The sequence below is a fragment of the Nostoc sp. genome (genome assembly GCF_036919595.1).
Taxonomy (GTDB): domain Bacteria; phylum Cyanobacteriota; class Cyanobacteriia; order Cyanobacteriales; family Nostocaceae; genus Nostoc.
The window spans coordinates 18,084-32,764 of record NZ_JBALCO010000064.1 but is presented as its reverse complement, the minus strand read 5'-3'; the positions used below and the strand labels follow the sequence as shown (position 1 = coordinate 32,764).

Sequence of the window (14,681 nt, the reverse complement as noted above, 5' to 3'; positions counted from 1 at the left end):
TTTGACAAAAAAGCCGTGTTTACAGGATTAATCCAGGCATTAGGAACGATGGAACCCTTAGGGGGTGATTCTTGGCAAATTACTTGTGTAAGCCAGCCGGGTGAAGTAATTATGCAAGATTTGGCTTATGGTGACAGTGTTGCAGTAGATGGCGTTTGCCTGACAGTAGAAAAAGTTTTAAACGACGGGTTTATCGCCACGGCTTCACCGGAAACGCTACGTCGCACGACGTTAGGAGGTAAGCAAACGCAACAGAAATATGTCAATTTAGAAGCGTCGCTAAAGGTAGGCAGCAAAGTTGGCGGTCATTTTGTGATGGGTCATGTAGACGGCATAGGTCGATTGCTAGTGGCAGAACAAACGGCTAGTTCTTGGGAAATGACCTTTATTGCATCCCAAGCGATCGCCCGGTACATTGTCCCTAAAGGTAGCATTACTGTCAATGGCATCAGCCTCACAGTAGCCTCATATGAGCCAGAACTCTGCCAATTCAAGGTGGCAGTAATTCCCCTCACCTATGCCGAGACAAATCTTCGCTATTTGGTTCCTGACAGTTTGGTGAATCTAGAAGGGGATATTCTCGGCAAATACGTGGAAAAATTTCTTTCCTCTGGCAACCCACACACCACAGCCCCTGATGAAACTAGTATAGATGGCATTACACCCGCATTCTTAGCAGAACACGGGTATCTCTGAATTTTGGATTTTGGATTTTGGATTTTAAATTAATCCAGAATCCAAAATTTCCAATCTAGCTGCCTGGTTGTTGGCTTACCTGGGCGGTTTGCAAACCTCGGACTAACTGGCTGAGGGCGGACTGTAATTGCACGCCTGGGTCAGTCGCAACCCACCCATCTTGTGTTAGGTGGCGAATTTCAAAGTGCAGGTGAGGGCCTGTGGAGGCCCCAGTGCTGCCAACTCGCCCTATGACAGTTCCAGGTTGTACCCACTGACCAGGTTGAACAAGGATCTCTGACATGTGACCATAGAGAGTTTGTTCAGCGGATTTGTGATTCAGGATAACGGTTAAACCATAACCACCCACCCAGTTAGCAGTTTCCACTTGACCAGCAGCTGCTGCCAAAACTGGTGTTCCCATCGGCGCACCCAAGTCTGTACCAGCATGGAAGCGTTGATTACCTGTGATTGGATGAACTCGCCAACCAAACAAAGAAGTAATGGGAGCGGGAATAGACAATGGATACATCATTCCCGTACCACTATAAGCGACTACCCCAGTGTAGGGGATTTGCGGTAATACTGATGCCAGCGAGAAGTCGTAAGCTACAGTGCTGGGGCGGGGTGCAATGTTGCCATCTGCCATTGGTGGAGGTAAAGTCCCGCCACTCGGTGCGATGGGAGTTGCACTGACTGTTGTGGGGCTGAACTCGCTGGGAGTCGGGATAAACCGATTAGGATGAAATGCGCTCTTGGTGACACCGCCAGAACCACTTTGAGCAGCACGCCATCTACTGGTGTTGCCGGTAGTTGCAATCTGTCGCACGGGTGGAACTACTGGTAATTGGGCATTTTGACTTCTTCTGAGCCAATTCGGTGCTGGTTTACCATTAGAATCAGCTACACTCCTCTGGGGTATTTTGGCACAAACGCCGCCTAATACACTTTGCCCTGACGGCAAAATGGCTCGACAACCACTGGCGCGTTCTGTGAGGATTACGGAATTTGGTGCTTGATAAATACCTGTGGCACCACTGTCATAACTATTAGGATCAATATAGGCGTTATTATAATCCTTGGTTTTCTCCGGCGTTGCACTGACAGTGCTGTTCAAGTTATTTGCTGGTTGAGCAACTTCTCTTAATTTTTCAGGTAAAGAACGGGCAGGGGTATTGGGTTTTTCCAGTCTCACCCTTGCAGGAATAACCTGGGAGGTTTCTACCTTGGGTTTTGACTGTCTGATAATCACAACAGCTTGGGCAGCTTCGATTTTGGGTGTAGATTGCCTAACTGGCTCTTTTGATTGAGCAACCTTTGGCTTATGTAATCTCTGGCTGAGTCTGGCTCGTCGTTGGGAAAATTCCGGTTGCGCTTGAGCAGCTTCCGGTGCTACAGCCTGTTTTTTTACTGGATTTGTAACTGCTGTTGGTTGGGAACTTTCAACAGTGGGAACGATATTGTCTACTTGTGTTTCCGTTTGGGCAAACACGAAGCCGCCGCTGAGGAGGCTGACGCTACTCAGCCAACAAAGGCTCTGAGCTGGTAGCGTTGAGGCAAAACGTTTTTTCGTTAGACCTTGCTGCCATAAGTAATGCAAACGATGATGGGCAGAATTATTGCGCTGCGTCATTTGTTCTCTCAGTTGTGTGTAATTAGCCTAAAGAGATGATGCTAGTGGTTTGTCTTGCCCAAAGAGCGAAATTTTGAACAAACCTCAAATTTAAACGGAAGATTTTTGGTATCCCAAACTGATTGTACCGGGTTGAATATAAATTTCCGGTGTAATTAGTTCCTTTGTATCATCTGTTTCTAAATCAACTCGTAAATTTCCTTGAGGAGTCACCCCAACTACAGTACCTGAAAGATTATTGACGTGCACTTTATCACCCATATTTGTAAGCAAATCTAAATAGCGAGACAAGAGTATGCTTACTCCTTCTTGACAAAGGCACTCCATACCGGATTCTATTCCCAGTAAGACTGTAGAGGTTAGCATTTCCAGACAAGAAATTGGTCTGAAATCTTGGGAACCTTGCCATGATTCCAGATTGATTCCAGTTTCCGGTACTGGGTTTGTCCAGTTAATACCAACGCCAATTACTGCTTGGGTGATGTGTCCTTTGTTTACTTTGGTTTCTGTCAAAATGCCGCCTAGTTTGCGACCATTTAAAACTAAATCATTGGGCCATTTTATCCCAACATCTACACCACATTGGCGTAATTGAGACGCAATTCCCCAAGCACTAGCAAAAGTTAGCTGGTAGCTGTCAGTAGCCTCTATTTTGTGGTCGAAAGAAATTGCTACCGAAACATATAATCCCCCAACAGGAGAAATCCACTGGCGTCCCCATTGTCCCCGCCCAGCAGATTGCACAGTTGCAATTACTACTGTTCCTGAAATAGCCCCTTGGTTGAGCAAGTTCCAGAGGGTTTGGTTAGTTGAGGAGACGCTTTCAAAAAAGTGAAGAGAAAATGGTAAATATGTATACTTACGCCCTGCTTTCAAGGCTGCTTCCAAGTTTTGCAGATTAAATTCCACAGCAGTTAAGCCAAATTCGGTTGTTCAAGTTAACATTGATTGGCTGATGAGTGATTTCTGTTTAGGTTTGGTTGAAGATGCACACTTGGTACTGGCGCAATTGGGAAGGACTGCCCTATTTAACTTGTAGTATTCTGGAATATTGGCATCACGGCTTCTTTACCCAGCAGTTTTGGCCGCGATCGCCACAAGTTATCACAGAAGTATTGCAACCAGCGGCATCAGTCTATCGCTTAAAGCAGGTTCATGGCAATACTGTTCTTACTCCCCAAGAAGTTGAGAGCTTCTTAAGCACTGTTGGGGAGGATTTAGCATCGGCGGATGGTTTAATTAGTGAGCAGCCTCTACAAGCAGTCTGGGTAGCTAGTGCAGATTGTACACCCGTACTGATTGGGGATGTGGTAACTGGACGGGTGGCAGCATTACACGCAGGCTGGCGGGGGACTGCCAAAAAAATTGTGCCCTTAGCGATCGCTCGACTCCAATCTCAAGGCAGCAAACTCGATGATTTAAGAATTGCGATGGGCCCGGCGATCGCTGGTGAGGTTTACCAAGTCTCTATCGAAGTGGCTGCCGAAATTGGGGCTAGTATAATACCACATGATGATCAACAAAAAATTCTAACTGCATTACATGAGCTACCCAATTCACCCTTGCTGGAAGATCCCAATCCTGGAAAGGTAAGGCTGGATGTGCGGCGAGTGAATACCTTACAACTGGAAAATTTGGGGATTAGTGCAGAACAAATTGCGATCGCACCTTATTGTACTTTTCAAACTCCAGAACATTTCTTTTCTTACCGCCGGGAGAAAGAGAAAAAAGTTCAGTGGTCAGGAATTGTCAGCGCTTAAAAGCAAAATTGATTTTAAATTGTAGCATCAAGATGATTCCTGGTGTTTTAAATTTACGTGAGTTCGACGAACCTCTCCCCGCGTTGAACTAACGTTCAAACCTTTACCTCAATACGGTTCAGTTAAGCTTCAAAGTCATGTAAACTACAATACGGTTCAGTTAAGGCTAAAACTCTTTGTCAAAGTCAATTTTTTGAACGAACCGCAAAGAATGCAAAGGACACAAAGATAAAATAAGTGCTTAACTGAACTGTATTGCACTATATAACCCGTCGAACTCATGTTAAATTGACACCCGATTCAAAGGTTCAAATTTCAAAACCTGTTTTTGACGAAGAGAACTAATTGCTAATAGTAAAATACTTAGGGTGATTCCTAAAATGGCATAACTCGGTAGGGCGAAGATAGTTACCTTCATAATGTATGGCAATTCTCCAGCTTTCACGTTCCAGCGCTTTGCTAAAGAGCCGATGAGCCAGCCATGAATAACTGCTGTTTGCACTGCTAGACAGCAAACCCCTGCTAACCAAAGAGACATTCTTCTCTTAGAGAATGTACAATGCCCGATCTGATACAGCAAATCATTTAGCAAAAAAACTACAGCAGGTATTAACATCACAGAACTAGTTTCCTGTGAATAGTTGATGCCAATACTCAAGCAAGAAACTATTACCATTTCTGCTAAGTAGATTTTTTTTGACCAGGCTGTGAAAGATTGTTGTAGATACCAATACCAACCTGCCAAACCAAGGAGGATTAGAACAATTATATTTGACAAAAGCTTGGCAAAGAATGGGTTATTAGGGAATAATCTTGGACCCACAACCATTAAATCGAGGCGACTGATCGAAATATAAGGGCTAACTGATGGGTCATTTTGCCAGAGTGAAAATCCCCGAGCTGCATCCGACAGGAATTGTGTCAAAGAATTGCCCGTTAAGGCTAGACCTAAAAATACTAAGCAAGTGACTGTGACAACAGATACAAAAACTAAAGAAAATCTTCTTTTAAGTAGAAAATACAGAATGAATAATGCAGCTAATGTTGGTTTGCAAAGAGCAAGCCCCAGGCAAATTCCTGCTAAAATATCCTGATGTTTTCTAGCCAAGATAAACATCCATAAAATCAGAACTGCAATAAAAATGGCAATATTACCAACTTGAAAATCGCGAACTAAGCCATAAATCAAGGCAACCGAGATTGTGCAAATAGTTCTCAAAGCTGGCGACTTCGACTCCAAGAGGATATTCGCTCCCCATAAGGCCAAACCGATTGCTAATATATGCATCACAATCGAGATTTTAAATGCAGTATTTATCGAAAAATAACCGAGAAACCAGACCAGAGGAATAATATTAGGTGGATAGACAAACGGTGGAAGAGATCCACACACCTTAGTTATGGTGCAGAAAGTTTGGTTAAAAATCTCGACATTAAAGGGACTCAAATGCTGATGAGCCAATTTACTCGCCACATAATACCACTGAAAATCCCATAAAGGTGGATGTGGTTGGTTTAGGAAATAAATTAGCCAACCTGTATAACAGAGAAATCTTGTAACGACTAATACAACAGATGCTTGGACGAGTAAGTTAACAATTGGTTGACGAAAAAATTGTATCAACCGTTGGCTTACAGAAGATTTTAATAATAAAGAATTTTTCCAGGCTGCCTTTTCACCATCTAATCGCCAATTATTTTTGAGAACTAAAGCAACTACAATTACTATAATTAGGTTCCAAAAGCCAAAGCTGATCATCTAAATAATCTCAATAATTATTTCTATATTTCGGAAATAATATCGCTAAAGTTAATTTTTCTAACAGATACTTAAGTAATTCTATAATCACTTTGTAAAATTTGGACAATTACTTCCTAGTAATTTCATAATAACTTCACAAAATCTTGACAATTACTCCCTTCCTGCCATAAGATTACCAACAAGACGCCTCTTTCCATGCCACTTGCTTCCAGGTCGGGTACCTTCCGTACTCCTACGGAGAAGCAAGCTAGCAAGAGCGTCTTTGTCTCTTGCGCGTCGCGTTGGCGCAGCCTCTCGTTGAGAAGCTGTAGGGTGTGTTACGGCTTCCACAGGGCACCATTTAAGGTTTTCGGTGCGTTACGCTACACCATTTTCTAATTATTTGCGCTTACTTACTTAAACGAAGTTTTATATTTTTTTTAGTCTTAATTATTAAATAAAGCTTGGCTTAATAACTCACGATGCATTAACGCTCTATCTACCAAAGATTGTATTTGCTCAGGTGATAACGGATCACCATTAGCGTAATGCTCCATCCAAGTCAGACTAATCAAATTGGGATCTTCGGGTAAACTCGCTAAATCCCACCCAGGCATTTCCAAGTCTTCCATTAGACGATTCACCTTAGGGTCATAACTGAGAGCAAAGCAGCGACAACCAACAGCCGCAGCCATAATCAAGCTGTGTAGGCGCATCCCAATTGCCATCTCGACACCGCGAAACACACCTTTCAAAAGTTGCGGATCTTCCAGACACAAAATTTTGCTGACATCTTTAAGTTGAGGTTGAATAGCTTCGGCAATACTTAAATCTTCACTTCTTTGAAACGGCAGTAGTAAAATAAAAGCCTGCGTGGCTTTTTGAAAATCCACCAAAGCCCGAGTCAAGTTTGCTAGGCGTGTTTGAGTCAGTTGGGGATGTGATCGCAACGTTAGAGCAACTCTTGGCGCAGGTAAATCCCAAAGTCCTGGAACTGGTTTAGATTCTAACGCCCAAACTGGGTCAGGAGCTATAATACAAGGAATTTGCCAATCAGATAATAAAGCAGCACTGGCGCGATCGCGGACACTAACTTTGGTACAATTAGCAAAGGTTTGCCGTGCTAACCAGTTAGTTTGCGGACGCACTAACGGCCCAATACCCTGCGCCCAAGCAACAGTTTTCAAACCCATTTTCTGCGCCAATGCCATCAGTCCCCCATAATAAAATGGGCTGATGGTACTGGTAACATCCTGAATGAGACTGCCGCCGCCCCAAATCAAGGCATCGCAAGAGCGTAAAGCTTGCAGTACAAGTAAGGGAGCCATGCGATTGTAGGTTTCTACATTGTAGCGATCGCGCGTTTCCTCTGGATTCCCCGAAAGCACCACAGGCGTAACATCTGGTGGTAACATTTGCAAAAGCGTTGCCAACAAAGCTTCGTCACCACCATTACCTTTACCGTAATATCCAGACAATAACGCCCGCATCTTGACCATTTTGAATTTTAAATTTTGGATTTTAGATTATCAGCTTTTTTCTAAAGAGTTGATGGGATGTCTACCATCCTGCCAACGAAAGATGAATTTTCTTGTGGGAAGATCAAGTTATGGAAAAACAAGAAAATTCTTGACTCCTGTACAGAGGCGATTAATCGCGTCTTCTAACTCCTGTACAGACGCGATTAATCGCCTCTCTACTCCTAACTCTTAACTTTCTTATGCACACTCTATCGATTCCCACCTGGATTATTCATATTTCTAGCGTTATTGAGTGGATTGTCGCCATTTGGTTAATTTGGACTTATGGCGAACTCACTGGTAATCGCAATTGGTGGGGCTTGTCCCTTGCAATGTTACCAGCTTTAGTCAGCGCCATGTGTGCCTGTACCTGGCATTATTTTGACAACGCCGAATCTTTAGAATGGCTGGTAACGCTGCAAGCTACCATGACATTAGTTGGTAATTTTACGCTTTGGGCAGCGGCGTTTTTGATTTGGCGTTCTACCAAATCTCCTGACACTGTTGAACCAAAACCTATCAAATCAGAGCAATGATTTCTAAAGAAACCCTATTTGCGCTTTCACTGTTTCCCTACTTGGGTTTCTTGTGGTTTATCAGCCGCAGTCAGCAAATGCCGCGTTTGGCGCTATATGGATTTTACGGCACTCTCGTATTTGTTGGCGTCACCATCCCGGTGGGGATTTATGCTGTATTGCATTATGGCAAGTCTTTGGCCAATGTAGATTGGTTACACGGCGGTGCAGAAGTATTTTTGACCCTTTCTAACATCTTGCTTGTGGTGGGTTTTGGACAAGCTGTAAGGCAATTAAAAATGAAAAATGAAAAATAGTAAGTTCAGCTATAGCCAGCGGTTTGATTGCATTGAGTTATGAGGAACAAGTAAATGGATGTAATTCCAGCGATTGATTTACTAGAAGGTCGGTGTGTGCGACTGTATCAGGGAGATTACGATCGCTCACAAGTTTTTAGCGAAAATCCTGCTGATGTTGCCAAACAGTGGGTAGAGCAGGGTGCTACTAGATTACACATAGTTGATTTAGATGGTGCTAAGGCAGGTAAAGTAGTAAACCTGGGGGCAATAGAAGCGATCGCTCATGCGGTGTCAGTACCCATTGAAATTGGTGGAGGATTGCGCGATCGCACCAGCGTGCAACAATTATTCAATTTAGGCGTACAGTGGGCAATTCTCGGAACCATCGCTGTAGAACAACCTCAGCTAGTGCAACAACTCTGTGAAGAGTTTCCTGGACAGATTATTATTGGCATTGATGCGCGTAACGGGCGAGTAGCAACTCACGGTTGGTTAGAAACCTCGGAAGTTTTAGCAACCCAACTGGCTGTACAAATGCAAGAATTGGGCGCAGCCGCCATCATTTACACAGATATCCACCGAGATGGTACACTCACAGGCCCCAATTTTGAAGCTTTGCAAGAACTTGCAGCAGCAATTTCCATCCCGATAATTGCTTCTGGCGGGGTAAGTTCTGTCACCAATTTGTTGAGTTTATTGGCGTTAGAACCTCAAGGTGTAACTGGTGTGATTGTCGGACGTGCCTTGTATACTGGGGATATTTTACTTAAAGAAGCATTACGAGCGATCGGCCCTGGGCGGATTCAGGATATTCCACCCAATCTAGGTTTTTCTACTTTTGCTTGACATTTTCTGTGTATTTGGTGACATCCACACACTGACTCGGAGTATCGAGTCCAGTGGTGGCTTTTTTAACCAGTCCGGCTATTTGTTTTAGCTAAACAGTGAAGGGTACGGAGGATGAAAATGATCCTCAAGAACGTATTTGTGATTGATAGCATCCTCACCACATAGACGAGTTTCCATTGTGTTTCCTAATGATAAACCTAAATACTTAGGTGTTAAGGATTAAGCCGTATGGTCAGTATTCCCGGATATCATCTTACATTGCCTATTTTATCCAGCCACCAAGCGATCGCTGACTCATATATTAAGATTTGTATTTATCCCGTTAAAATTGAAGGTTCCTACAGGGGTAACATTATCTACTAACTTTTTTTAGTTAAACTCAAATTTTCGGTGATATATTTCTGTAATCTCCAATACCTGTGCTGTAGATAATATTGTCGTAGATTTAAAAATTTAGTCTTATGTCTACTCAAGAACCAAATTCCAACCAAGCATTTAAGCTAACACAGGCTACCGGAATAAAGAAGAAGAAACCACAACCTCCTCCAGACATCAAAAAACCAAGTAAAACCGAATAAAAAGCGTTATATAGCAATCCTATTTGAGCTGTCAAAACTATCGTAGACGCGCAGCGGCTTGCCGCAGGCTACCGCCAAAAGGAAGACACTTCTGTGCAGGGTTTCCCTTTTGAGGAGAGTGTCCGTCGCCAACGCGAAGTGTCTTGTAGAGAAGAGAAGAAAATAAACAGAGAATTTCATAAATCATTTAGAACTGTTATAGTTCCTTGTAGAGACTTAAATTAAATTAAGTCTCTACAATTCTCATCAAAAAGAAATCAGCTTATTTGTTTTTCGCTTGAGTTTTCGCTTGTTCTAAAGCTATTTCTTTGATTGCCTGATAGGAATTAACATTTGAAGTACCTTCAATAGCTTTAACTGCCAAATCCTGAACTTGTTTGAGAGCAGATTCAAGTTGTTTAGAAAGATTTTGAATCCGAGTCTCTTGATTAGTAATAGTTTGTTCTAGAGATTGCAGTCTTTGTTCATAGAAACGCTTTTGCCCTTCTACTTCCTTAGAATATAAATCTGATTTTACTTTAGCTTGGTAGTGGGCGATACCTTTGCCTTCTTCTGTAGCTTTTTTTATAGCTGCTTCTTTGTCTTTCGGAAAAGCCTCTACCTTGGCTTTTAATTCTTCAAATTGTTTCTCTCTCTCAGAAATTGCTTTCTCCCGTTCAGCCCACTGTTTTTCTGTTACTTGTAGTAATTCCTCCAGTTGCTTATATTGTGCTTTCTGCTCTTGTTCGTATTCGTCACTTCCTAGTTGTCGCTGGAGTTCTAAATTATATTTATACTCTGACGCATCGCGTTGTCGAGTTTTATTCGAGTTTTCATTCTGTTCTTTTATCGCCCGTTGCTGTTCATCTTGTTCTTTTACCCAAGTATTTCTTTGCTCTAGTATTTGTTGGAATAACACTTCAGAACGCTGGCTATATTCTTCCTGATAAGCTTTAGTATTATCTTCATAAGCTTGGATGAGAATATCCAATATCTCATCAGAAATTTCCAAATGGTGCAAGCGTGCTAATTGTTGGATTTCCTCTTCTAAAGTTCGCCTGATTTCTTCTAATTTAGAGGCTTTTATAGTTAGCTGTTCGGATAATTCATTAGTAGCACTGCCAAAACCTAATTGAATCTTCCCCAAACTTTCAATTGTATTGTTCATCTTTTGTTGGACACTAGAAAGCTGATTCATAGCTGTTTTTTGCTCTAATTTAGGCTGTTCTTTAGTTCCAGACTGGTTTTTGACAACTTGATCAAGCTCTGATTTCAGCGCTGCTTTTTCTTTAGTTAACTCCTCATACGCCTGAAGAATTTCTACTTTAGTATTCTTATCAGTCGGTTTTTTTAGCACCACAATAAACCTCCTCTTCAGGAATTAAAAATGATTAATATGCTACACTACTGACTTATAACTATTTAGAATTAGAATTACCAAAAGCCCTCATAGCTAAGTCTTGTGCTTGTTTTAATGCCGTTTGCAATTGAGCAGAAATACCTTCTATTTGCTCAGACTGTTTCTTAATTGTTTCTTCCAAAGATCGAATTTTTTGTTCATAACTCTGTTTGTTAGATTCCCATTCTTTTTCAAATAAATCAGCTTCAATTTTAGCTTTTTGGCTTACTTCTTTAATGGCTTCCTCTCTAGCTTTCTTAACGGCTTCTTCCAGTTCGTTAGGAAATGTAGCTACTTTTTGTTGATAGTCTCCAAAGAGTGGTTGGCGTTCAGTGAATATCTTTTCTCGTTCTGCCCAATCTTTCTCTTTATTTTGAGAATTTTCTTGTATTTCCCTTTGTTGTTGGCGTTTTATCGCTTCGTAGCTATCTGTATTGAGTTTACGAGTATTTTCTAACTTATACTGAGATTCTTCTTCTTCTTCCTGGCGCTCTTTAGCTAATAAATCGTTATATGCTTGAAGTTTTTCTTCATACTGTGCTTGTTCTTTTTGCCATTCTTTGCGCCTGATTGTAATTTCTTTTTCTAATGCTTCCCTTTTACTGATAGTATCTTGTTCTAGGGTTTTTAATTTTTCTTGGTGTTCTTGACTTAAAATGTCTAGAGTATCCGCTACAACTCTGATTTGTTGAAGCTCCTGTAGGCGTTGAGCTTCAATTTCTATAGCTCGGTTTAATTCATCTAACTTAGAGTTTTCCTGAGCTAGTTTTTCAGATAATGCGTTGAGAATACTACCAAACTCCAATTGTAAATCAGCTAAACCTTTGACAATACTATCAACTGTATATGCAGAAGCTGCTTGCAAAATTTCTTGACTTTTTGCCTTATCTGCTTCCTCTTGTTTAGTTGCTATTTTAGATTCCAGCTTTTTTCTTTGAATAATAATTTGTTGAAATGCTTGCATTAGTAGTTGTTTGCTGTCCTTGACTCCAACTGTAGTCATTTTCCAACTCCCTTCAATAGCAATGATTTATGGGGTAGCAAGCCATACCAAGGACTACCCTATGCAGACATCAGGGTAGCCTTTGAATAAACATTTTTAACCCAGTGGAAATACTGAAATAACCAACCTCTGACACTTAGGTGGGGTAGAAATTTTCCACGCGTGTGTCTTTCTGTTTTTCAGGTATATAGCGTTTCTCAGTTGAGTCTAATAGAAACCTAACAAGAACCGCCCCTTCCCTTATCGGAAAGGGGAGTAAGATTCAAAGCTTCTCTCCTTTAAGTAGAGAGGTTGGAGTGTATTCCATACAAACGAGAAGCACTATAAGCTTTCACCAAGAGATATAGTATTTTTGTACTATAATAAATATACCTAACCTAATCTGCTCTTGTCAAGACAACCAAAGTCCTTAATTAAAAGCTATTAGAAGCTTGCAGCCACAGTGATTATGATTTAAAAGGGTGCTGTGGTATATCTTACTTTTTGTAAAGAAAATCTAAAAGAATAAACTCTAGTAGAAGCACGGTTGCACTAAGGCGACATAATAGATTAAATCATTTTAATTGATACAAGCACAGTCCCAGACTTTTGTGATATCAATGTATACCAGTGAATCGACTAAATATTCTGCCACAACGGATATTGGACAAACTAGCCGTATTCTAGTAGTAGAAGATGAAGAATTAATCCAAGAAATGCTAGCTGTAGCCCTGGAAGAGGAAGGTTATCGGGTGATAACTGCCCCCGATGGGCGGTCTGCTATAGAGTATCTCAAAAGTTTTGAAACCAACTCAGGGGAACTTCCCTTTGATCTGATCATTCTTGATTTGATGCTGCCTCAAATCAATGGGCTAGATATTTGCCGTTTGCTACGTCATCAAGGAAACCCAGTACCTATTTTAATGCTTAGTGCTAAGGGTAGTGAAACTGACCGTGTTCTGGGGTTAGAGGTGGGAGCAGATGATTACCTGACCAAACCCTTTAGTATGCGCGAGTTAGTGGCTCGTTGTCGCGCTTTACTCCGCCGCCAACGTCTAAGTAATTTACCACAACTACCAGTATTAAAATTCAAGGATGTCACCTTGAATCCCCAAGAATGTCGCGTGCTGGTTCGTGGTCAAGAGGTGAATCTTTCTCCCAAAGAGTTTCGCCTGCTGGAACTGTTTATGAGTTATGCCCGTAGGGTATGGTCACGGGAACAATTACTCGACCAGGTTTGGGGGCCAGATTTCGTCGGCGATAGTAAAACCGTAGACGTTCACATTCGGTGGTTGCGCGAAAAATTAGAGCAAGACCCCAGTCATCCCGAATATATTGTGACTGTACGAGGTTTTGGTTATAGGTTTGGATAATTAGTTTGGATAGTTGTTAGTTTTTAGTAGTCACCAAGAAACTAACAACTCAAATGCTTTTATTGGGATTTTTTCTGGGTTTAGCGGTAGGCATTGGGTTTTGGGTTTGGCAACAGGTCCAACTTAACCGCTACCTGGGGCGCTTACTCCGACCGTTAACCTCGCATTCTGACAAAATGGGACTGCTGCTGATTCCTGCGTTGCGGCAGGAAATAGCGATGGTGAAACAGCAGGGGCAAGATTTGCAGCAGTCGTTGCAAACTTATCAAAACCTACTAGATTTTGCACCAGTGGGATATTTGCAGGTGGATGAAGAAAATCAACTGCTGTGGTGCAATCAGCAGGCGCAGAAAATTTTGTATCTGCAAAGCTGGCAACCAGAACAGGTGCGCTTGTTACTAGAGTTGGTAAGGTCTTACGAACTTGACCATTTAATTGAGCAAACTCGTGATCGGCAAAAACCACAGACGCGAGAATGGATATTTCATCCATCTTGTGATGATGCAGCAGAGATGGCAACAATAAAATCTCTAGCCTTGCGGGCGTCTAGCTTGCCTTTACCCAATGGACAAGTGGGAGTCTTTTTAGAAAATCGTCAACCCCTATTAGATATAAATCAAATACGCGATCGCTCTTTTTCTGATCTAGCACACGAACTCAGAACGCCGCTAACATCGATTCGGTTGGTTGTAGAAACGCTACAAATCCGCTTGGAACCACCTTTAGATCGCTGGGTTAACCGCCTAATGCAAGAAGTTGATCGGCTGATTAACTTAGTGCAAAGCTGGTTAGAACTTACTCAAATGGAAGCCAACCCAAATATGCAATTGCAAGCCAAACCTGTAGAATTGCGATCGCTAATTGCATCTGTTTGGGAAACACTAGAACCCTTGGCAGGGCGCCAACATTTGTCTTTGGCTTATTCTGGCCCAGAAAATCTTTGGATTAAGGCAGATAAAGCCCGTATTTACCAGGTTTTTCTCAACTTGCTAGACAACAGTATTAAATACAGTTCTCCTTCTACAAGTATTTACGTTGAAGCGAAAATCTTATCAATAAAGGATAATGATGGGGCTTATCCAATTCTGGAAATAAATCTTATTGATTCTGGAGTCGGGTTTTCTGAGGCAGATTTACCCCACGTTTTTGAGCGATTTTATCGAGGAGATAAAGCGCGAACCCATTCGCCACAAGATAGTAACTCCATCGGGGCGATCGTTGGAAATGGTTTAGGATTAGCGATCGTTGAGCAAATTATTCTCGCCCACGATGGTTCAATCAAAGCTATGAACCATCCAGAAACTGGCGGTGCGTGGATGCAACTCCAATTTTATGAAGTTATGGCAAACTCCTTAAGCCAAGACTATAGTTAATAATA

At 41.9% G+C, this 14,681-nt stretch carries 13 protein-coding genes; 7 read left to right on the top strand and 6 right to left on the bottom strand.

What is annotated here, in order from left to right:
• Positions 1-15 precede the first annotated feature (15 nt).
• Positions 16-696 (top strand): riboflavin synthase, encoded by a 681-nt coding sequence (locus tag V7K21_RS08400; RefSeq protein WP_335173251.1) that lies wholly within the window; start codon positions 16-18, stop codon positions 694-696.
• A gap of 55 nt (positions 697-751) precedes the next feature.
• Here V7K21_RS08400 and V7K21_RS08395 read toward each other — a convergent pair whose 3' ends face one another.
• Together V7K21_RS08395 and V7K21_RS08390 are read right to left on the bottom strand one after the other, a co-directional pair.
• A complete protein-coding gene (locus tag V7K21_RS08395) occupies positions 752-2,308 on the bottom strand; it encodes a M23 family metallopeptidase (RefSeq protein ID WP_335173249.1) in 1,557 nt (518 codons plus the stop codon).
• A gap of 90 nt (positions 2,309-2,398) precedes the next feature.
• Positions 2,399-3,217, bottom strand: a complete 819-nt coding sequence (locus V7K21_RS08390) for a biotin--[acetyl-CoA-carboxylase] ligase (protein ID WP_335173247.1) — start codon at positions 3,215-3,217, stop codon at positions 2,399-2,401.
• Positions 3,218-3,294: 77 nt separating this feature from the next.
• Here V7K21_RS08390 and pgeF point away from each other — a divergent pair, with 77 nt between their 5' ends.
• Positions 3,295-4,068, top strand: coding sequence for a peptidoglycan editing factor PgeF (gene pgeF / locus V7K21_RS08385; RefSeq protein ID WP_335173245.1), 774 nt, complete (start codon positions 3,295-3,297; stop codon positions 4,066-4,068).
• A 283-nt stretch (positions 4,069-4,351) separates the two neighbouring features.
• On the opposite strand, the gene V7K21_RS08380 is transcribed toward pgeF, so the two are convergent.
• Both V7K21_RS08380 and csaB read right to left on the bottom strand, forming a co-directional pair.
• Positions 4,352-5,827, bottom strand: a complete 1,476-nt coding sequence (locus V7K21_RS08380; RefSeq protein WP_335173244.1) for a glycosyltransferase family 87 protein — start codon at positions 5,825-5,827, stop codon at positions 4,352-4,354.
• Positions 5,828-6,255: 428 nt separating this feature from the next.
• On the bottom strand, positions 6,256-7,299 hold the full coding sequence (gene csaB / locus V7K21_RS08375; RefSeq protein ID WP_335173242.1) for a polysaccharide pyruvyl transferase CsaB: 1,044 nt from the start codon (positions 7,297-7,299) through the stop codon (positions 6,256-6,258).
• Between the two features lie 230 nt (positions 7,300-7,529).
• On the opposite strand from csaB, the gene V7K21_RS08370 reads away from it, so the two are divergent.
• The 3 genes from V7K21_RS08370 to hisA are packed head-to-tail and all read left to right on the top strand — an operon-like array spanning position 7,530 to position 8,989.
• Positions 7,530-7,865, top strand: coding sequence for a DUF2499 domain-containing protein (locus tag V7K21_RS08370; RefSeq protein ID WP_335173240.1), 336 nt, complete (start codon positions 7,530-7,532; stop codon positions 7,863-7,865).
• Complete coding sequence (locus V7K21_RS08365) at positions 7,862-8,161, top strand: DUF3593 domain-containing protein (protein ID WP_335173238.1); 300 nt, start codon at positions 7,862-7,864, stop codon at positions 8,159-8,161. The genes V7K21_RS08370 and V7K21_RS08365 overlap by 4 nt, the downstream gene beginning before the upstream one ends.
• Positions 8,162-8,215: 54 nt before the next feature.
• On the top strand, positions 8,216-8,989 hold the full coding sequence (gene hisA / locus V7K21_RS08360) for a 1-(5-phosphoribosyl)-5-[(5-phosphoribosylamino)methylideneamino]imidazole-4-carboxamide isomerase (RefSeq protein WP_335173236.1): 774 nt from the start codon (positions 8,216-8,218) through the stop codon (positions 8,987-8,989).
• Between the two features lie 843 nt (positions 8,990-9,832).
• On the opposite strand, the gene V7K21_RS08355 is transcribed toward hisA, so the two are convergent.
• Together V7K21_RS08355 and V7K21_RS08350 are read right to left on the bottom strand one after the other, a co-directional pair.
• On the bottom strand, positions 9,833-10,909 hold the full coding sequence (locus V7K21_RS08355; protein ID WP_335173234.1) for a hypothetical protein: 1,077 nt from the start codon (positions 10,907-10,909) through the stop codon (positions 9,833-9,835).
• A gap of 58 nt (positions 10,910-10,967) precedes the next feature.
• Positions 10,968-11,951 carry a hypothetical protein gene (locus V7K21_RS08350; protein ID WP_335173232.1) on the bottom strand — a complete coding sequence of 328 codons (984 nt, stop codon included), beginning with the start codon at positions 11,949-11,951 and terminating at the stop codon, positions 10,968-10,970.
• A gap of 599 nt (positions 11,952-12,550) precedes the next feature.
• On the opposite strand from V7K21_RS08350, the gene V7K21_RS08345 reads away from it, so the two are divergent.
• Both V7K21_RS08345 and V7K21_RS08340 read left to right on the top strand, forming a co-directional pair.
• Positions 12,551-13,303, top strand: coding sequence for a winged helix-turn-helix domain-containing protein (locus V7K21_RS08345; protein ID WP_273768578.1), 753 nt, complete (start codon positions 12,551-12,553; stop codon positions 13,301-13,303).
• 53 nt (positions 13,304-13,356) lie between these two features.
• A complete protein-coding gene (locus tag V7K21_RS08340; protein ID WP_335173230.1) occupies positions 13,357-14,676 on the top strand; it encodes a sensor histidine kinase in 1,320 nt (439 codons plus the stop codon).
• Positions 14,677-14,681 lie beyond the last annotated feature (5 nt).